The following is a 16,507-nucleotide window of genomic DNA, read 5'->3' as shown; positions in this document are numbered from 1 at the left end:
CTCGCGCTGAGGCGCCCGCGGCATCGGGCTTCGAAGGAGGGCTCCGGCATCCTCCGGGCGAACCAGAGGGTTACTTCGAGGCCTGCGCTCCGCTTCGGCACCTGAGGATGAGGTGTTTAGGGTGCGAATTTGGGATGACGACACAGCGCTCTGTCGCCGAAGGCTTCGGGATGGAGTTGCGACGGACCCGGTAAGGTCCGACAAGGCAGACATATTTCAGTGGATGGCGGCCCATTGCGTCGGCCCCATCGTTTGAGGAGACACCAATGGCACGCATCACCCTGAGGCAGCTCCTGGATCACGCCGCCGAATACGAATACGGCGTGCCGGCCTTCAATTTGAACAACATGGAGCAGGGGCTGGCCATCATGGCGGCAGCCGATGCCACCGATTCGCCGGTGATCCTGCAGGCGAGCAGGGGCGCGCGCGCCTATGCCAACGACGTGGTTCTCGCCAAGCTCATCGACGGCCTCGTGGAGATCTATCCCCACATCCCCGTCTGCATGCATCTCGACCACGGCAACAACGAAGCCACCTGCGCCACCGCCATCCAGTACGGCTTCACCTCGGTGATGATGGACGGCTCCCTGAAGGCCGACGGCAAGACCCCCGCCGACTACGCCTACAATGTCGAGATCACCGGCAACGTCACCCGCATGGCCCATTGGGCCGGCGTCTCGGTGGAGGGCGAGCTCGGCGTGCTAGGTTCGCTGGAGAGCGGCCAGGGCGAGGCCGAGGACGGCCACGGCGCCGAGGGCGTGCTGAGCCACGACCAGCTCCTCACCGACCCGGAAGAGGCGGTGAAGTTCGTCTCCGCCACCAAGGTCGACGCGCTCGCCGTCGCCATGGGCACGAGCCACGGTGCCTACAAGTTCACCCGCCAGCCCGATGGCGACGTGCTGGCCATGAACGTGATCGAGGAGATCCACCGCCGCCTGCCGACGACCCACCTCGTCATGCACGGCTCTTCCTCGGTGCCGCAGGACCTGCAGGACATCATCAATTCCTACGGCGGCCAGATGAAGCCGACCTGGGGCGTGCCGGTGGCCGAGATCCAGCGCGGCATCAAGCACGGCGTGCGCAAGATCAACATCGACACCGATAACCGCATGGCCATGACCGGCCAGATCCGGAAAGTGCTCACCGAGAACCCGGCCGAGTTCGACCCGCGCAAGTATCTGAAGCCCGCCATGGACGCGATGACGAAGCTCTGCCGCCAGCGTTTCGAGGAGTTCGGCACCGCCGGCCAGGGCTCGAAGATCCGCCCGATCTCGGTCTCCGAGATGGCCAAGCGTTATGCCAACGGCTCGCTCGACCCGAAGATCGGCGCCGCCTGAGTCCCTGTTTCATGCTTTCGGATCGCATCCGGAACCATGCCGTGACGCGGTGATCTCGCATCGCCTGTACCCGAGACGCGGAGCCCGCGTCTCGGGATGATGCTGTTAGGACGAGAAGAATGGCCGAACCCCGCACCCGCCTCGCCCTGCTGTCTCCCCATCGGGTGGATTCCGACCGGGCCGATGCCCTCGCCGAAGCGCTGACCGCCGCCTGTGCGGCCGGAGACGTGGCGGCGGTGCTCCTGCGGCTCGCCCCGGCCGACGAGCGCAGCCTCGTGAACCTCGTCAAGCGGCTCGCTCCGGCGGCGCAGTCGACTGGCGCCGCCCTGGTCATCACGGTCTCCGACTTCGCCGGCGATGTCGTCAGCGTGGCCGCGCGGGGCGGGGCGGACGGCGTTCACCTCGACAAGGCGCGGGATGGTGCCCTGCAGGATCTGCGCGAACGCCTCAGCGACGGTCGCATCCTCGGGGCCGGCGGGCATGAGCAGAAGCATGCGGCCATGGAGGCTGGCGAGGCCGGTGTCGATTACGTGATGTTCGGGGGGATCTACTCGGACGGGATCGCGCCCGATGCCGATACCGTGCGTGAGCGCGCGCAATGGTGGGTCGAGATCTTCGAGACACCGTGCATCGCCGTTGCCCATGACCTCGCACAGGTGGAGGGGCTGCTGGCGACGGGAGCGGAATTCCTCGGGCTCGAGAGCCATCTGTGGATGGGAGAAGGGACCGATATCCGTGCCATACAGGCACAGGTCGCAGCTTCGGAGGCCGATACGTGAGGGCGCTTCGCAAGCTCGCCCTCGCTCTCACCCTGGCCGAGGCTTGGTCGTCCGCCGCCTTGGCAGAAGCGCCGAAGGTGATGCCGACCGATCCGGCCGTGCCGCAATCCCTGACGTCTCGTCCCAAGGAAACTCTGAAGGGGCAGCTGCGGGACCTCCCGACCCCGTATTCCATCGGCGCGGCTGGCGCCGTGCCACCCCGCTCGAAGACGGAGCCGGATATCGCGTTCGGCGCTTACCAGCGCGGGCAATATACCACCGCCTTCCGCGAGGCGACGAAGCGGATCGCCGCCGACAATAAGGACGCCGCGGCGATGACGCTGCTCGGCGAGCTCTACAACCAGGGCCTCGGTGTGAAGCAGGACCCGGTGAAGGCGGCGGAATGGTATCGCCTCGCCGCCAACCAGGGCGACACCCACGCCATGGCCTCTCTCGGCCTGATGTCGATCGATGGCCGTGGCGGCACGAAAGATCCGAAAGCCGGGCGACGCTGGCTCGAACAGGCCTCTTTGAAGGGCGACACCACGGCCGCCTACAACCTCGCCTTGATCCTGATCGGGACGGGAACCGAGCCGGACGAGGCCAAGGCCGCCGACTTGTTCCGCAAGGCGGCCGAGGGCGAGATCGGTCCGGCGCAGCACGATCTCGGCGTGCTCTACCTCCAGGGGAGGGGAGTGCCGAAGGATCCCAAACAGGCGGCCGAGTGGTTCCGACGCGCCGCCGATAACGGCGATCTCGCCGGCGAGGTCGAGTTCGCAATCTTGCTGTTCAACGGCATCGGCGTCGAGAAGGACGAGGCCCGCGCGGCCCGCTACTTCCTCCACGCCGCGTCGCGCGGCAACGCCATCGCGCAGAATCGCGTGGCCATCCTCTATGCCCTGGGACGGGGTATCCAAAAGAACCCTGTCGAGGCGGCTGCCTGGAATCTCGCCGCCGCCGCCCAGGGGCGCTCCGACCCGAAGCTGGACGAGACCCTCGCCGGCCTCACCGCCGAGGAGCGCGGCCGGGCCGAGCGACTGGCCGAGGCGCGGATGAAGGTGGAGTAAGCCCGCGCAACGCGGGCAAGTGTCAATTCGGCATCCATGGGAGCCTGCGCGCGTTTCTCTTCTGCCCCGCATCGGCGAGGGGTGAGACGCGCCGCAAACATGCTATGGCCGCGCAAGACCGTTCTTTGAATCGACCCGGACCTTTGCATCGATGATCAGCTCACCCCTCATGACCGTCATGGTCGACGCCGTCCGCAAGGCCGCCCGCGGCCTCAAGCGTGACTATGGCGAGATCGAGAACCTCCAGGTTTCGCGCAAGGGCCCCGGCAACTTCGTCTCCGCCGCCGACCGCAAGGCTGAGGAGGTCCTGCGCGACGCCCTGATGAAGGCACGTCCCGGCTATGGCCTAATTCTCGAGGAATCGGGAAACATCGAAGGGCAGGACAAGAGCCACACCTGGCATGTCGACCCTCTCGATGGCACCACCAATTTCCTCCACGGCATCCCCCATTTCGCGATCTCTGTGGGTCTCGAACGCGAGGGCCAGATCGTCGCCGGCGTCATCTACGATCCGGCCAAGGACGAGCTGTTCGTGGCCGAACGCGGGAAGGGCGCCTATCTCAACAACCGCCGCCTGCGCGTCTCCGGCCGGACGGACATGGCCGACGCCCTCGTGGCCTATGGTTCGCCTTATCTCGGACGCGGCGACCACCCGAAGCTCCTGCGCGAGGTCGCGGCCGTGATGGCGGTGACCGGCGGCGCCCGCCGCTTCGGCTCGGCTGCTCTCGATCTCGCCTACGTCGCCTGCGGTCGCTCGGACCTTTACTGGGAGCGTGACCTGCAGACCTGGGACATCGCCGCCGGCATCATCCTGGTGCGCGAGGCCGGTGGCTTCGTCACCAGCGCGGATGGCGGCGCAGAGCCTCTTGCCGCCCGCTCGGTGGCCGCCGGCAACGAGAGCCTGCACGGCGACCTCGTGAAGATCCTGCGTCGCGCCAACGCGTGAAGGTGCGAAGCCGGGCCTAGGTCATGTGCTCGGGCGCTGGGCTCCGTGTCTGACTGTCAGGATGACGACCGCGTCCGCGCGCTCGTCGACCGTGTAGTAGATAAGATAGGGCAAGCGAGGCACTGCGAACCGGCGCACGCGCTTCGGCAGACGCCGCCCCACCTCCGGATAGCGGCCGACGAGGTCGAACGCATCTTCGATGGCCCTACCGATGCTTCGCGCGGCAGCGGGATGCCGTTCATGGATATAATCCGCGATCTCTCGCAGCCTCCGCGTGGCCGTTGCGGAGACGAGGAGCTTCACCGTTCGAAGCTCCGAAAAGCCGCTGAGACTTCTTCGGCCGAGGCGTATTCACCGCGGCCGACCTCCGCCATGGCGTCCAGCACGTCTTGGAGATGGTCCGGGTCGATATCGTCCGCGCCGCCGATCTCCGTCATGCTGATGATGGCCTGTGCAATCGTGTCCTGATCTGCAGGCGGCATCCGCCGGACTGCTTCGACCGCCTTCTCCAGTAAATCCGTCATGTTTCACCTCGCTGGCGCATCATAATCAGTTCCAACTGTCCACGAGAAGGGGGCGAGGGCGGGGAACACTTTCCGCGATGGCGCCATGCGGCGCCGGGATCGGCGACCGGACGGGTATGCCCCTCTGGTCCCGGGGCACCGCATCTGATCTAAGCCGCGACAGAATTTGCTGAAGAGAGCCACCCGAATGGAAGCCCGCCGCCACTCCGCGCTGAAGGATTCGATCCGCTCGATCCCGGATTACCCGAAGCCCGGCATCGTCTTTCGCGACATCACCACGCTGCTGAGCGACCCGCGCGCATTCCGCCGGGCCGTGGATTCGCTCGTCCACCCTTTCGCGGGCGGGCGGATCGATCAGGTGGCGGGAATCGAGGCGCGGGGCTTCATCCTCGGCGGCGCGGTGGCGCATCAGCTCTCATCGGGCTTCGTGCCGATCCGCAAGAAGGGCAAGCTGCCCCACAAGACCGTCTCCATCGCCTACGCCCTGGAATACGGCACCGACGAGATGGAAATCCACGTGGACGCCATCAAGCCGGGCGACAAGGTGCTGCTGGTCGACGACCTCATCGCCACCGGCGGTACGGCCTGCGCGGCGGTGAACCTGCTGCGCCAGATCGGCGCCGAGGTGGTGGCTGCCTGCTTCGTCATCGACCTACCCGAGATCGGCGGAGCGCAGAAGCTGCGCGACCTCGACGTTCCGGTGCGGACGCTGATGGAATTCGACGGGCATTGAGTGCGCGCCGCTTCCTTCTCTCCTGTGCGGGAGAAGGTGGCCCGCGCCGGCGGGTCGGATCAGGGAAGTGCCATCTTCGGAAGAAGTCTTCCCCTCTCCTGCCTGCTTCGCAGGCACCCTCTCCCGCAAAGGGGAGAGGGGCTCTCGCACTAAGCCGCGAGGCTCTCGAACAACCCGCGCCCGTCGACCCCGCCGATGAGACCTTCGACGAAGTTCTCCGGGTGGGGCATCATCCCGAGCACGTTGAGCTTTTCGCTGTAGATGCCGGCGATGGAGTTCAGCGAGCCATTGCGGTTGGCATCCACGGTCAGCTCGCCGGCGGCATCGGCATAACGGAAGGCCACGCGGCCTTCGCCTTCGAGCCGGGAGATGGTCTCGGGATCCGCGAAGTAATTACCCTCGCCATGCGCCACGCAGACGTCGATCACCTGTCCCTTGGCATAGGCCGAGGTGAAGCGGGTATCGGCGCGCTCCACCCGCAGCATCTGGCGATGGCAGATGAAGCGCCGGTCGACGTTGCGCATGAGCACGCCGGGCAGCAGGCCCGATTCGCACAAGATTTGGAAGCCGTTGCAGATGCCGAGCACCAGTCCGCCGCGCGCGGCATGGTCACGAACGGCGTCCATGGCGGCTGCGCGGCCGGCGATGGCGCCACAGCGGAGATAATCGCCGTAAGAGAAGCCGCCGGGCAGGACCGCGAGATCGGTTCCGGCGGGAAGCGCCGTATCGGTGTGCCAGACCTTGACCACCTCCGCGCCGGCGAGGCGCAGGGCACGGGCGACGTCACCGTCGCGGTTGGAGCCGGGAAAGACGACGATCGCGGCGCGCATCAGACGATCTCGATCTCGTAATTCTCGACGACCGTGTTCGCCAGAAGCTTCTCGCAGGCGCTCTTCAAAATCGCTTCGGCGCTGGCAGGATCGGTGTCGGCGATCTCGACATCGAACACCTTGCCCTGGCGGACACCTTCGATCCCTGAAATGCCGAAGGACGAGAGCGCGGCTTCGATCGCCTTGCCCTGAGGGTCGAGCACGCCGGTCTTCAAGGTGACGATGATGCGGGCTTTCATGGGTTCGGACTCGATGCTGTGGCTCGGCCCGTCAGGCGATAGTCGGGAAATGCCGACCATGCAACGCGGCGGGGCCATCGTAGCGGTGGTGCGCAGTCCAGCGAGAGACGCAGAGCGGACCCGAGTGCGAGATACGACGCGTATCGCCCGATCAGCGGCGTGCCGCGGGCGCAGCGTTGCGAATCGGTTCGATGCTCACCGCCCGGCGCCAGAGCTGCAGCATGATCCAGGCGGCGATCGAACTGAACAGGACCATCAGCACATGGCCAACGGTGTCGCCGAGATCGAACAGACCGGCCAGCGCCCAGCCGGCAGCGATAGCCACTGCGAAAACTTCGGTGCCCACCAGCACCATCATGCTGACGATCGTGATCAGGTTGCGCGTGTTCACGGGGATACGTCTCCGTCGGCCCCGGTGCAGCGATTGCGGCGGGAGACCGATGCTTTACAGCGCCGGTCCGGTTCCACGCAACATCACGCCACCGAGCCCGTCGTCGGGGTTGGATCAGCGCGGCGCGCGCTTGGCGAGGATGCGCTGTAGCGTGCGCCGATGCATGTTGAGCCGGCGGGCGGTCTCGGAGACGTTCCGGCCGCACAACTCGTAGACGCGCTGGATATGCTCCCAGCGCACGCGATCGGCCGACATCGGGTTTTCCGGCGGGTCGGCCCGCTCGCCCGGCTGGGCCATCAGCGTACCATGGATTTCATCCGCATCGGCCGGCTTGGCGAGATAGTCGAACGCGCCGAGTTTCACCGCCGTTACGGCGGTGGCGATGTTGCCGTAGCCGGTCAGGATGACGCCCCGCGCTTCGGGGCGCTTCTCCTTCAGCCGCGCGATCACGTCGAGGCCGTTGCCGTCGCCGAGCCGCATGTCGATGACCGCGAATGCGGGTGCGCGGTTCTCGACGAGCGAGACGCCTTCGGCGACGCTTTCGGCCACCTGCACGTCGTAGCCCCGCGCTTCCATCGCCCGCGCCAAGCGGGTCGAGAACGGCCGATCGTCATCCACGATCAGCAGCGAACGGTCGGAAAAAGCCGCCAGCGGATCGGATTCCGAAGTCTGCAGCACATCGGCGGCAGGCGCCGGACTTCCACTCTGCGTCAGCATCTGACGCTCCTCCATTTTCCAAGATCGAATTGTTAGCAACTTATATAGGGGCCGTACTGCGTTCCGTCAGGGGCACCTGAGCGCTCATTTCGGTACCGCGCCTCGGAATCGTGTCACGCTCGAAGATGTGGCGCGCCCAGGATACGCGGACTACGGCTCCGGTTGCTTGGTGCCCAGATACGTTTGAGAGCGTAAGCTGTGCGCCGGAGCGTTCGATCAGTGTCTTTGCAATGAACAATCCAAGGCCGAGGCCGGCGCCGACGCTGTTCCCGCCACGCGTTTTGTCGGGGCTGCGGGTGGTGACATAGGGCTCGCCCGCCCTCAGCAGGATCTCGCTCGAGAAGCCCGGGCCGTCGTCGCTGATCTCCAGGGAGACCCTGTCGAGGGTCCAGCGCGCTTCGATGACGACGCGGCTGGTGGCGAAGTCCACGGCGTTGTCGACGATGTTGGCGAGCCCGAACAGGACCCCCGGATTACGCCGGCAGGCAGGTTCGACCCCGTCGCCCCGGCTGGTGACGTCGAGCGCGATGCCCATGGCGCGCTGGGGCGCCACCAGTTCCTCCACGAGATGGCTCAGCGTGACGGTCTGGAGGATGCCGGCTTCGTCGCCATCGAGGGATGTCAGTTTCGACAGGATACCGCGGCAGCGGTCCACCTGATCGCGCAGGAGGTTGAGGTCGTCCTTCACTGCGGGGGACGCCGTGGGGGCGAGCTGGCGCGTGAGTTCCTTGGTGACGAGCATGATCGTGCCGAGTGGCGTGCCGAGTTCATGCGCGGCCGCTGCCGCCAACCCGTCGAGCTGCGACAGGTGCTGTTCCCGCGCCAGCACGAGTTCCGTGGCCGCGAGGGCCTGCGCGAGCTGCCGCGTCTCGTCGGCGACCTTCCAGGCATAGACGCCGGTGAAGGCGGTGCCGAGGAGGATCGCCGTCCAAACCCCCGAGACGTAGAGGAAGGGGAGTTCGAGCCGCCCGTCCGCGAACCACGGCAATGGCCGGTGGATCAGCGCCAGCATGGTGGCGAGACCCACTGCGAGAAGTCCGAGCGCCAGCGTCCGTTCCGGCGGAAGTGCCGTCGCCGAGATCAGGACCGGGGCGAGGAAGAGCAGCGAGAACGGGTTCTGCAAGCCGCCGGTGAGGAAGAGGAGGGCGGCGAGCTGAATGATGTCGAAGGCGAGGAGCAGGGCCGCCGAATCGTCGCTCAGGCGGTAGCTCGCGGGAAACCGGATCCTCAGGGCGAGGTTCAGCCAGGACGACGCCGCGATGACGAGGAAGCACCAGCCGAAAGGCAGAGGCAGGCCAAGGCCGAATTGCGCCCCGACCACGGCCGCACTCTGCCCGGTGATCGCGAGCCAGCGCAGGCGCACGAAAGTGTCGAGACGGAGATGCCGGGCATCGCGAACGAAGCCGTTGGTGCTCATGTCGATCATGTCTGCTCAACGATAGTGCTCGGCTGGCGGGAATCCATGGCTCGCCCTCCGATTGCACCCGTCCCTGCGCAATCATGCCCCGCGCGGTCTCACCTCGCACACGCGTCGATCCGAACGTTTCCCGGCGCGCGGCGTTCTCTAGCGCGCCCGGTCGCGAGGGACGACGCGACGCGGGACGACGAGGAGGGGCGGATATGAGCTTGGCCTACACTTGGTATGAGTTCGGGCGGATGATGACGGCGCCGGCCCGTCTCACCGCGGACATGGTCAAGCACAGCCTGCAGAATCCCGCCAACCCGCTCGCCTACTCGCCCTACGCGAAGTCCATGGCCGCCGCTTGCGAGATGTTCGAGCGCGGAACCCGCCGTTATGCCAAGCCGGCCTTCGGCCTCACCGGAACCTGGATCGACGGCGCCAGCGTGCCGGTGAGCGAACGGGTGGTGTGGGAAAAGCCGTTCTGCCGGGTCCTGACCTTCGACCGCTCGTTCGCGCGCGGTCCCTCCGAGCCGCAGCCCAAGCTCCTGATCGTGGCACCGATGTCCGGGCACTACGCCACGCTCCTGCGCGGAACCGTGGAGGCGATGCTCCCCAACCATCAGGTCTTCATCACAGATTGGACGGATGCGCGCCTCGTGCCGATCACCAGCGGGCGGTTCGATCTCGACACGTATATCGACTACCTGAAGGAGATCTTCGTCGCTCTCGGGCCGGACCTTCACGTCATGGCCGTCTGTCAGCCGGCAGTGCCGGTGCTCGCTGCCGTGGCACTGATGGAGGCGCAGGGCATCACGCCGGTGCCGCGCTCAATGACCCTTATGGGCGGCCCCATCGATACCCGCCGGTCTCCCACCGCCGTCAATGGCCTGGCGCAGGAACGCGGCACGGAATGGTTCGAGCGCAACTGCATCACCATCGTGCCGCTGACCTATCCGGGCGCCTTGCGGAGCGTCTATCCCGGCTTCTTCCAGCTCGGCGGCTTCATGGCGATGAACCTCGATCGCCACGTCAACGCCCATACCGAGATGTTCGACCATCTCGTGACCGGCGACGGCGATTCCGCCGAGAAACATCGGGAATTCTACGACGAGTATCTCGCGGTGATGGATCTCACGGCCGAGTTCTACCTGCAGACGGTCAAGACCGTCTTCGTGGACCATGCCTTACCCAAGGGTGAGATGCTCCATCGCGGCGAGCGGGTGGACCTTGCTGCCATCCGGACCTGCGCGATCCTCGCCATCGAGGGCGAGAACGACGATATTTCCGGCGTCGGGCAGACCAAGGCCTCCCTCGACCTGACTCCGAACCTGCCGCCCGAGCGCAAGGCTTATCACCTGCAGGAACGCGTGGGGCATTACGGGGTGTTCAATGGCTCGCGCTATCGCACCATCATCGCGCCGAGGATCGCTTCCTTCATCCGCGACATGCAGGCCCTTCCGGCCATCGAAGAACGCCCGGCGGCGTGATGCGGGCGGGGCGCGCGAAAGTTCTGGACGTGAACCACGCACAGATGGCGGTGGCGGGAGGCTGCCGTTAAGCTGACCCGATGAGAGTCGCCCTGCTGCGCGGGTCCGATCCCGATCATATCGACATCCTCCACGAGGGCGTGAAGTTCCGTGTCGTCCTGCGCCGCCGCCCGACGGCGCGCAGGCTGACATTGCGCGTCTCGAGCGCCACCGGCGAGGTGGTGATGACTTTGCCGGCGCGGACCTCCCTGGCCGTGGCCCGTACCTTTGCGGTGAGCCATGGCGGCTGGATCGCCATGCGGCTCGCCAAGGTTCCGGATCGGGTGGCGTTCGAGGCGGGGGCCGAGCTCCCCTTGCGCGGCGTGCCTCATCGCATTCTCCATCGCAGCGAGCGCAGCGGGGTAACGCTCGTGACGGAGGCGGAGAACGGACCTGCGCTCTCCGTGGCGTGCGAAGCTCCTCACCTGCCGCGCCGTGTCAGGGATTTTCTCGAACGGGAGGTGCGCAAGGATCTAGCGCGGTCGGTCTCCCACTATACCGAAAAGCTCGGGCAGGGGCCGAAACGGATCACCGTCCGCGACACTCGCTCGCGCTGGGGATCCTGCACCGCGCGCGGCGAGCTGAACTTCTCATGGCGCCTGATCCTGGCGCCCCCCCTGGTGCTCGATTACCTCGTGGCGCACGAGATGGCCCACCTGCGCGAGATGAACCATTCCTCACGCTTCTGGTCCCTGGTGGGATCCCTGTGCCCGCATGTGGAAGAGGCCGAGCGCTGGCTCAAGCGCAACGGCGCCAGCCTCCATCGCTACGGCTGAGGCGCAACTCAGTTCGAAGCAGATCCGCATCCGCACGCCAACGCCTCGCCTCGCCGAGGCCCTGGGGGTGTCGCAGGTTCTCTTGAGCAGACCAAGACTTGAGCAGACCAGGAAACGATCTTTGCGAGACCCTCGGGAGCGCTCTTCGCCGACGTGGATGCCGGTTCGGCGAAAAGGTGTTCGGTACAACAAACGTCCCGCGATGTGTCCCGACCCAGCGTGATCGGGCGCCGCTCTACCCGCGAGCGCGCAAGATCCGGCGTCGCTCGACCTGCTCGACCGGCCAGGTCGGGCGGGCGTCGACATCGCCCGGTCGCATGGTGCGAGGGGCGACGCTGTCGCAGACCTCACGCTGGCGCAGGATCGTCGGGTTGCCGAACTCGTCGAGGCGGCGGACATATCCACCATCACGGCAGAAACCGGCGATCTCGGCCGAATTGCTGTTCACGCGGCCGCCCGGCATGCGCCGGATCGGCCGATGCTCGACTACGAGCGGACCGTCGCGGTTGAGGGACCGCTCGACATAGGTGGTCTCGTCCACCGGCAGCGACTGAGCCGCGGCGGAATTAATGCCGGCGAAAGAGCCGCCGGCAAGACAGGCACTGGAAAGGATCAGGAACGCGGCGGTAGCAGGATATCGCATGGGCTCGGTCCGTTGGAACTGGTGGCTTTACCCTCGGAACTAGGGCGTGTTCCCGCGAAACGATAGTCCGTGTTCGTAAACTAGTGGTCACGCTTGACACAGAATAGCCGCGCATGGTCGGAACACCGCTGGTTTCATCCGGTGCCCCTGGCCAGAAGGGGTGAGGCGAGAGGGATCGGCGCGTGGGTTTTCGAGGAATGCTGAGGCGCGCAAGGCGGGTCGCCAAGGGGCGGGCGACCGATGCGGGGCGTCTCGCACGGATCGGCCTCTTTTGCCTGGCTGGATTGGCCGGTGCGATGCTGGCGGGGAGCGACCGCGCCGAGGCGCAGGGCATGGTCCGCAACACATTCGGTGATTGGCAGCTTCGCTGCGAGACGCCGGCGGGGGCGAAGGCCGAGCAATGCGCCCTGGTCCAATATCTGGCGGCTGAGGACAGGCCGAACCTGACCCTCGTCGTCATCGTCCTCAAGACAGCGGACAATCGCGGGTACCTGCTGCGCGTGGTGGCACCGCTCGGCGTGCTGCTGCCCTCGGGCCTCGGGCTGAAGATCGACAAGACCGATGTCGGGCGGGCCGGGTTCGTGCGCTGCCTCACCACTGGCTGCGTCGCCGAGGTGGTCATGGACGAGAACCTCATCAAGCAGTTCAGCGCCGGGGTGCAGGCCACGTTCATCGTGTTCCAGACCCCGGAGGAGGGGGTCGGCATCCCCCTTTCGATGAAGGGCTTCGGCGACGGGTTCACCAGCTTGAAATAGGCCTGTTCCGGCGCCCCGCGCCGGCGATTCAGCGGGATCTGAGGATGCGGACACGCGCGAAAACGGTAGGCATTGCCCTGATGGTGGTCCTCCTGCCCTGGTCAGCCAAGGCCGAGGACGGCAACTGGTTCACCAATATGCTGAAATACGGCGGGACCACAGTCCCGCCGTCGCAGCCGGCCGACCTCGGCGAGGTCTATTGCCCGACGGTCGATGTCGCGGAAAACGGTGCCGCCCTGCGCAGCTATGGCGGCCGGGCCGACGACAATGCGGGCCTGCGCAGCCAGATCACCTTGGGGCGTCTCGCCCGCGAATGCGTGCGGCTGGCCGATGGCTCGGTGAGCGTGAAGGTCGGTGTCGAGGGGCAGGTCCTCCTCGGACCGGCGGGCCGACCGGGTCGGTTCGAGGCCCCGGTCTATTTCACCATCAAGGCCGGGGACCAGATCATAGCGACCAGGGCGCGCAAGGTGTCGGTGTCGATCGGGCCGAATGAGGCGCAGGGGCTGTTCACGGTGATAGAGGAAAATCTCGTGGTCCCGCGCCCCTTGAGCGAGAGCTACGACATCGGCGTCTCGCTTCACGGAGCACCGGGCAAGGCCACGGTAAAGCGCAAGCGCAAAGCCGCGCCGGCTGCCGCCCAGGCCGAGACCAGTCCCGAAGCGGCGCAGTAGCCTTCGGCCACGAGCTTCGATCGATCGCGCATGGAAAAAGGGGCCACCGCTCGCGCGGGGCCCCTTTTTCATACCGTTCCGGTAGAAGCTTCTACTGAACCAGGCGTGGACCGCCCGACTGAACCTTCTCGTTCTCGGACATGATGCCGAGACGCTTGGCCACTTCCGTGTAAGCCTCGATCAGGCCGCCGAGATCCTTGCGGAACCGGTCCTTGTCGAGCTTGTCCTGGCTCTTGATGTCCCACAGCCGGCACGAATCCGGGGAGATCTCGTCGGCCACGACGATGCGCATCAGGTCGCCTTCCCAGAGGCGGCCGGTCTCGATCTTGAAGTCCACGAGGCGGATGCCGACGCCGAGGAAGAGGCCCGACAGGAAGTCGTTGACGCGGATGGCCAGGGCCATGATGTCGTCGATCTCCTGGGGCGTCGCCCAGCCGAATGCGGTGATGTGTTCTTCCGACACCATCGGGTCGTTAAGCGCGTCGTTCTTGTAGTAGAACTCGATGATCGAACGCGGCAGCTGCGTCCCTTCCTCGAGGCCGAGGCGGGTGGCGAGCGAGCCGGCGGCGACGTTGCGCACCACGACTTCGAGCGGAATGATCTCGACTTCGCGGATCAGCTGCTCGCGCATGTTGAGCCGGCGGATGAAGTGGGTCGGCACGCCGATATCGTTGAGGTGCTGGAAAACGAACTCGGAAATCCGGTTGTTCAGCACGCCCTTGCCGTCGATGACCTCGTGCTTCTGCGCGTTGAAGGCGGTGGCATCATCCTTGAAATGCTGGATGAGCGTTCCCGGCTCGGGTCCTTCGTACAGGACCTTCGCCTTGCCCTCGTAGATGCGACGGCGGCGGTTCATAGGCGTATACCGTGGTTTGAGGAAGTCCATGGGCCGTGACTCCTTCGGACAGATGATGTGCGGAATCCGCGGCGTGGCGGCCTCGATGAGGCCGGGCCGCGAGAACACATCGTTGTCGAAAGCCTCGACGACCGTGGCGCAAACTACCCGAAGCGGGTTTGCAGTACAACGCACCCGCCCGCAGCCCGGCCCTGCAGGGCGAGCCGGATGTGTATGGCGGTGGGCGAGCACGCAGTCCCGCGCATCCCACGGCCGATGGATGGGCCAAACCCCTCAGGCGACGACGGTCTTGCTGGGATAGCGACAGAGGTCGGCGATGAGGCAGGTCGGGCATTCGGGGCGCCGCGCCTTGCAGACGTAACGTCCGAACAGGATCAGCCAATGATGCGCGTTCAGGCGGAACGGCTCCGGCACGATCGCTTCCAACCTTGCCTGGACCTTGTCGGTCGTCGGCGCGACGACGAGGGGAATGCGATTCGAGACCCGGAAGATGTGGGTGTCGACGGCGATGGTAGGCACTCCGAAGGCGACGTTCATCACCACGCTGGCGGTCTTGGTGCCGACACCCGGCAGGATTTCGAGATGCTCTCGCGAAGCCGGGACCTGCCCGTCATGCTGGTCCACCAGGATGCGGGACAGTGCGATGACGTTCTTCGCCTTGGTGTTGAACAGTCCGATCGTGCGGATGAACGCGCGGACGCGCTCTTCACCCAATTCCAGCATCGCAGCCGGCGTGTCGGCAATGGCGAAGAGGGGGGCGGTGGCGAGGTTCACGCTTTTGTCGGTGGCCTGGGCCGACAGCACCACCGCGACCAGAAGCGTGAACGGGTTGAGATATTCGAGCTCCGCCCTCGGTTCCGGATTGGCGGCGCGCAGCCGCGCGAAGATCTCGGTGACTGTCGCGGCATCGACAGGGGAGGGGGCCGTCTCAACTTTAGCGATGAGCGGCTCGGTGATGGTCGCGGCGATCTTCTTCCTTGTCCGAGGAGCTTTCGGAGCGGGTGATGTCGTCGCGGTCGCGGACTTCTTTGGGGGCTTCGACTGTCGGCTCTTCATCGGTGGGTTATATGTGTCCCATGGAGAGCGGCAACATGGTTCGCGACACGATCCCATCCCATCCCGACGGGCTCGACCCCAACAGCGTCGACGTCCCGGTTTTCCAGGCCACCATCCGTCCGCACCAATCGCTGAGCCATATCGGCTTCCGCAATGTGATGATCGGATGCGGGGCGGTGTCCCTCGTCACGTCCATCGCCTGCGTTCAAGCCGGATTCTGGCCGGTCGCCGGGTTCTTCGGTCTCGATATGATCGCGCTCTACATGGCGTTGAAGACGAGCCTGAAGCGCGGGCGCTCCTTCGAAGAGGTCATGATTTCGCCGATTGAGGTGATGCTGGCCCGGGTGACCCATCGCGGCGAGCGTCGCGAATGGCGCTTCAATCCCCTGTGGACCAAGCTGACCAAGGTCGAGGACGAGGAATACGGCCTCCAGACCCTGACGCTGGTGTCCCGCCGGGAATACGTGGTGGTGGCACGCGATGCCTCTCCGCCGGTCCGTGAGCGGATCGCCGAGGGACTGACGCGGGCATTGGCGGATGTGAAGAGGGGGTACTGAACCTTGCAAGCGGCGCTCGTTAAGCTCGCCCTGGTTCTGATCGGCTTTGCCGGCTCCGCGATCGCGGTACCCGGCGGATCGGTCGAGATACGTTTCATCGAGCCCGACCGTTTCGTCGATGCCAACAACCGGTTCAGTTCAGGGATTGGCCCCCAGGCGACGCTCACCGAGCTGCGCAGATTGATGGAGCAGTCGGTATCCCCCTACCTCGCTCCGGGCGAGAGGCTGGTCATCGATGTGTTGGACGTGGATCTCGCTGGCTTCCCCAATCCCGGAGCCAATTTCCCATACGGCCTGCGGGTCGTCACCGATGCGACTCCGCCCTCCTTTCGCCTGCGATATTCGCTGTTGAACCAACAGGGTCAGCGCATTGCGTCGAACGATGATCGCGTGAGCGATATCAATTTCCTGCTCAGTGCCCGAACCACGCAAGCAGGCAGCTTTCCCTATGAGCGCGAACTTCTCCGGGAATGGGCAAGGCGACGTTTCGCGAACCGCAGCCAGCGAACTCAATAGGGCGGAACGGAAAGAAGCGATCGGGTCAGTGAAAGGGCTCGGGAGAGCAGGTCCCGCATGAAGAGCCGGCTCGGAAAAATGCGACCGCTCGCTTTTTGCGGTTGACGTCTCCGTCTGTGGTCCGTATATCCCTGTTCATCGGCGGCGGCCAGCGGGGACTTCGGTTCGGCGGGCGGCTGTTGTGTCTTCTGGGCACTGATGGATGGA

The 16,507-nt window shown here is 65.7% G+C and carries 22 protein-coding genes; 11 read left to right on the top strand and 11 right to left on the bottom strand.

All coding sequences use genetic code 11. From position 1 onward, the window contains the following. Window positions 1-266: 266 nt before the first annotated feature. The 4 genes from fba (at window position 267) to AC0IXR_RS21880 (ending at window position 4,108) form a co-directional block, all read left to right on the top strand. On the top strand, window positions 267-1,337 hold the full coding sequence (gene fba, locus AC0IXR_RS21895; RefSeq protein WP_471762170.1) for a class II fructose-bisphosphate aldolase: 1,071 nt from the start codon (window positions 267-269) through the stop codon (window positions 1,335-1,337). Between the two features lie 119 nt (window positions 1,338-1,456). Next, entirely contained in the window at window positions 1,457-2,116 is a 660-nt protein-coding gene (locus AC0IXR_RS21890) for a thiamine phosphate synthase (RefSeq protein WP_471762168.1), read from the top strand. Then, entirely contained in the window at window positions 2,113-3,162 is a 1,050-nt protein-coding gene (locus AC0IXR_RS21885) for a tetratricopeptide repeat protein (protein ID WP_471762166.1), read from the top strand. The genes AC0IXR_RS21890 and AC0IXR_RS21885 overlap by 4 nt, the downstream gene beginning before the upstream one ends. Window positions 3,163-3,313: 151 nt before the next feature. Further along, complete coding sequence (locus tag AC0IXR_RS21880) at window positions 3,314-4,108, top strand: inositol monophosphatase family protein (protein WP_056434322.1); 795 nt, start codon at window positions 3,314-3,316, stop codon at window positions 4,106-4,108. Between the two features lie 21 nt (window positions 4,109-4,129). Here the strand turns inward: AC0IXR_RS21880 and AC0IXR_RS21875 are convergent, their stop codons facing one another. Both AC0IXR_RS21875 and AC0IXR_RS21870 read right to left on the bottom strand, forming a co-directional pair. Continuing rightward, complete coding sequence (locus tag AC0IXR_RS21875; RefSeq protein ID WP_471762165.1) at window positions 4,130-4,411, bottom strand: type II toxin-antitoxin system RelE/ParE family toxin; 282 nt, start codon at window positions 4,409-4,411, stop codon at window positions 4,130-4,132. Next, window positions 4,408-4,632 carry a hypothetical protein gene (locus AC0IXR_RS21870; RefSeq protein WP_056434318.1) on the bottom strand — a complete coding sequence of 75 codons (225 nt, stop codon included), beginning with the start codon at window positions 4,630-4,632 and terminating at the stop codon, window positions 4,408-4,410. Before AC0IXR_RS21870 ends, AC0IXR_RS21875 begins: the two co-directional genes overlap by 4 nt. A gap of 187 nt (window positions 4,633-4,819) precedes the next feature. Here AC0IXR_RS21870 and AC0IXR_RS21865 point away from each other — a divergent pair, with 187 nt between their 5' ends. Then, window positions 4,820-5,365: an adenine phosphoribosyltransferase gene (locus AC0IXR_RS21865; RefSeq protein ID WP_027170828.1), complete on the top strand. Its 546-nt coding sequence runs from the start codon at window positions 4,820-4,822 to the stop codon at window positions 5,363-5,365. A gap of 149 nt (window positions 5,366-5,514) precedes the next feature. Here AC0IXR_RS21865 and purQ read toward each other — a convergent pair whose 3' ends face one another. The 5 genes from purQ to AC0IXR_RS21840 form a co-directional block, all read right to left on the bottom strand. Next, a complete protein-coding gene (gene purQ, locus AC0IXR_RS21860) occupies window positions 5,515-6,195 on the bottom strand; it encodes a phosphoribosylformylglycinamidine synthase subunit PurQ (protein ID WP_056434317.1) in 681 nt (226 codons plus the stop codon). Beyond that, entirely contained in the window at window positions 6,195-6,434 is a 240-nt protein-coding gene (gene purS / locus AC0IXR_RS21855) for a phosphoribosylformylglycinamidine synthase subunit PurS (RefSeq protein ID WP_056434316.1), read from the bottom strand. The genes purQ and purS overlap by 1 nt, the downstream gene beginning before the upstream one ends. Before the next feature lie 151 nt (window positions 6,435-6,585). After that, window positions 6,586-6,825, bottom strand: a complete 240-nt coding sequence (locus AC0IXR_RS21850) for a hypothetical protein (protein WP_056434314.1) — start codon at window positions 6,823-6,825, stop codon at window positions 6,586-6,588. A 114-nt stretch (window positions 6,826-6,939) separates the two neighbouring features. Then, window positions 6,940-7,542 carry an ActR/PrrA/RegA family redox response regulator transcription factor gene (locus AC0IXR_RS21845; RefSeq protein ID WP_056434713.1) on the bottom strand — a complete coding sequence of 201 codons (603 nt, stop codon included), beginning with the start codon at window positions 7,540-7,542 and terminating at the stop codon, window positions 6,940-6,942. 40 nt (window positions 7,543-7,582) lie between these two features. Next, window positions 7,583-8,968 (bottom strand): ActS/PrrB/RegB family redox-sensitive histidine kinase, encoded by a 1,386-nt coding sequence (locus AC0IXR_RS21840; RefSeq protein WP_056434312.1) that lies wholly within the window; start codon window positions 8,966-8,968, stop codon window positions 7,583-7,585. 194 nt (window positions 8,969-9,162) lie between these two features. Here AC0IXR_RS21840 and AC0IXR_RS21835 point away from each other — a divergent pair, with 194 nt between their 5' ends. Together AC0IXR_RS21835 and AC0IXR_RS21830 are read left to right on the top strand one after the other, a co-directional pair. Next, complete coding sequence (locus AC0IXR_RS21835) at window positions 9,163-10,431, top strand: polyhydroxyalkanoate depolymerase (RefSeq protein ID WP_056434310.1); 1,269 nt, start codon at window positions 9,163-9,165, stop codon at window positions 10,429-10,431. Window positions 10,432-10,511: 80 nt separating this feature from the next. Next, complete coding sequence (locus AC0IXR_RS21830) at window positions 10,512-11,246, top strand: M48 family metallopeptidase (protein WP_056434307.1); 735 nt, start codon at window positions 10,512-10,514, stop codon at window positions 11,244-11,246. Between the two features lie 235 nt (window positions 11,247-11,481). On the opposite strand, the gene AC0IXR_RS21825 is transcribed toward AC0IXR_RS21830, so the two are convergent. Further along, window positions 11,482-11,889: a hypothetical protein gene (locus AC0IXR_RS21825; RefSeq protein ID WP_471762163.1), complete on the bottom strand. Its 408-nt coding sequence runs from the start codon at window positions 11,887-11,889 to the stop codon at window positions 11,482-11,484. A 296-nt stretch (window positions 11,890-12,185) separates the two neighbouring features. On the opposite strand from AC0IXR_RS21825, the gene AC0IXR_RS21820 reads away from it, so the two are divergent. Both AC0IXR_RS21820 and AC0IXR_RS21815 read left to right on the top strand, forming a co-directional pair. Then, on the top strand, window positions 12,186-12,644 hold the full coding sequence (locus AC0IXR_RS21820; protein WP_056434711.1) for an invasion associated locus B family protein: 459 nt from the start codon (window positions 12,186-12,188) through the stop codon (window positions 12,642-12,644). A gap of 44 nt (window positions 12,645-12,688) precedes the next feature. Then, window positions 12,689-13,315 (top strand): hypothetical protein, encoded by a 627-nt coding sequence (locus AC0IXR_RS21815; RefSeq protein ID WP_471762161.1) that lies wholly within the window; start codon window positions 12,689-12,691, stop codon window positions 13,313-13,315. A gap of 91 nt (window positions 13,316-13,406) precedes the next feature. Here AC0IXR_RS21815 and purC read toward each other — a convergent pair whose 3' ends face one another. Together purC and nth are read right to left on the bottom strand one after the other, a co-directional pair. Further along, on the bottom strand, window positions 13,407-14,201 hold the full coding sequence (gene purC, locus AC0IXR_RS21810; RefSeq protein WP_026175628.1) for a phosphoribosylaminoimidazolesuccinocarboxamide synthase: 795 nt from the start codon (window positions 14,199-14,201) through the stop codon (window positions 13,407-13,409). Window positions 14,202-14,444: 243 nt separating this feature from the next. Further along, the gene (nth, locus tag AC0IXR_RS21805; RefSeq protein ID WP_471762159.1) at window positions 14,445-15,227 is read right to left on the bottom strand and encodes an endonuclease III; all 783 of its coding nucleotides are present in this window, start codon (window positions 15,225-15,227) and stop codon (window positions 14,445-14,447) included. A 20-nt stretch (window positions 15,228-15,247) separates the two neighbouring features. Between nth and AC0IXR_RS21800 the strand changes: the two genes are divergently transcribed. Both AC0IXR_RS21800 and AC0IXR_RS21795 read left to right on the top strand, forming a co-directional pair. Then, window positions 15,248-15,784 carry a DUF2244 domain-containing protein gene (locus AC0IXR_RS21800; RefSeq protein ID WP_207412286.1) on the top strand — a complete coding sequence of 179 codons (537 nt, stop codon included), beginning with the start codon at window positions 15,248-15,250 and terminating at the stop codon, window positions 15,782-15,784. Between the two features lie 3 nt (window positions 15,785-15,787). Continuing rightward, the gene (locus AC0IXR_RS21795; RefSeq protein WP_471762157.1) at window positions 15,788-16,300 is read left to right on the top strand and encodes a DUF3016 domain-containing protein; all 513 of its coding nucleotides are present in this window, start codon (window positions 15,788-15,790) and stop codon (window positions 16,298-16,300) included. On the opposite strand, the gene AC0IXR_RS21790 is transcribed toward AC0IXR_RS21795, so the two are convergent. Further along, window positions 16,294-16,507, bottom strand: a 214-nt coding sequence (locus AC0IXR_RS21790; RefSeq protein WP_471762155.1) for a hypothetical protein, incomplete at its 5' end; no start/stop codon positions are given. The two genes, AC0IXR_RS21795 and AC0IXR_RS21790, sit on opposite strands and share 7 nt — an antisense overlap.

The sequence above is a fragment of the Methylobacterium sp. AC832 genome (assembly GCF_979256025.1).
The sequence above is the reverse complement of the archived record's forward strand: the minus strand, read 5'-3'. Positions and strand labels throughout refer to the sequence as shown.

Bases quoted from the DNA above. Each gene is read 5' to 3' on its own strand.
- AC0IXR_RS21820 (WP_056434711.1), top strand. From the start codon at position 12,186: ATGCTGGCGGGGAGCGACCGCGCCGAGGCGCAGGGCATGGTCCGCAAC.
- AC0IXR_RS21845 (WP_056434713.1), bottom strand. From the start codon at position 7,542: ATGCTGACGCAGAGTGGAAGTCCGGCGCCTGCCGCCGATGTGCTGCAG.
- AC0IXR_RS21865 (WP_027170828.1), top strand. From the start codon at position 4,820: ATGGAAGCCCGCCGCCACTCCGCGCTGAAGGATTCGATCCGCTCGATC.
- purQ (WP_056434317.1), bottom strand. From the start codon at position 6,195: ATGCGCGCCGCGATCGTCGTCTTTCCCGGCTCCAACCGCGACGGTGAC.
- AC0IXR_RS21840 (WP_056434312.1), bottom strand. From the start codon at position 8,968: ATGATCGACATGAGCACCAACGGCTTCGTTCGCGATGCCCGGCATCTC.
- purC (WP_026175628.1), bottom strand. From the start codon at position 14,201: ATGGACTTCCTCAAACCACGGTATACGCCTATGAACCGCCGCCGTCGC.
- fba (WP_471762170.1), top strand. From the start codon at position 267: ATGGCACGCATCACCCTGAGGCAGCTCCTGGATCACGCCGCCGAATAC.
- AC0IXR_RS21825 (WP_471762163.1), bottom strand. From the start codon at position 11,889: ATGCGATATCCTGCTACCGCCGCGTTCCTGATCCTTTCCAGTGCCTGT.
- AC0IXR_RS21830 (WP_056434307.1), top strand. From the start codon at position 10,512: ATGAGAGTCGCCCTGCTGCGCGGGTCCGATCCCGATCATATCGACATC.
- nth (WP_471762159.1), bottom strand. From the start codon at position 15,227: ATGAAGAGCCGACAGTCGAAGCCCCCAAAGAAGTCCGCGACCGCGACG.
- AC0IXR_RS21880 (WP_056434322.1), top strand. From the start codon at position 3,314: ATGATCAGCTCACCCCTCATGACCGTCATGGTCGACGCCGTCCGCAAG.
- AC0IXR_RS21815 (WP_471762161.1), top strand. From the start codon at position 12,689: ATGCGGACACGCGCGAAAACGGTAGGCATTGCCCTGATGGTGGTCCTC.
- AC0IXR_RS21835 (WP_056434310.1), top strand. From the start codon at position 9,163: ATGAGCTTGGCCTACACTTGGTATGAGTTCGGGCGGATGATGACGGCG.
- AC0IXR_RS21890 (WP_471762168.1), top strand. From the start codon at position 1,457: ATGGCCGAACCCCGCACCCGCCTCGCCCTGCTGTCTCCCCATCGGGTG.
- AC0IXR_RS21800 (WP_207412286.1), top strand. From the start codon at position 15,248: ATGGAGAGCGGCAACATGGTTCGCGACACGATCCCATCCCATCCCGAC.
- purS (WP_056434316.1), bottom strand. From the start codon at position 6,434: ATGAAAGCCCGCATCATCGTCACCTTGAAGACCGGCGTGCTCGACCCT.
- AC0IXR_RS21870 (WP_056434318.1), bottom strand. From the start codon at position 4,632: ATGACGGATTTACTGGAGAAGGCGGTCGAAGCAGTCCGGCGGATGCCG.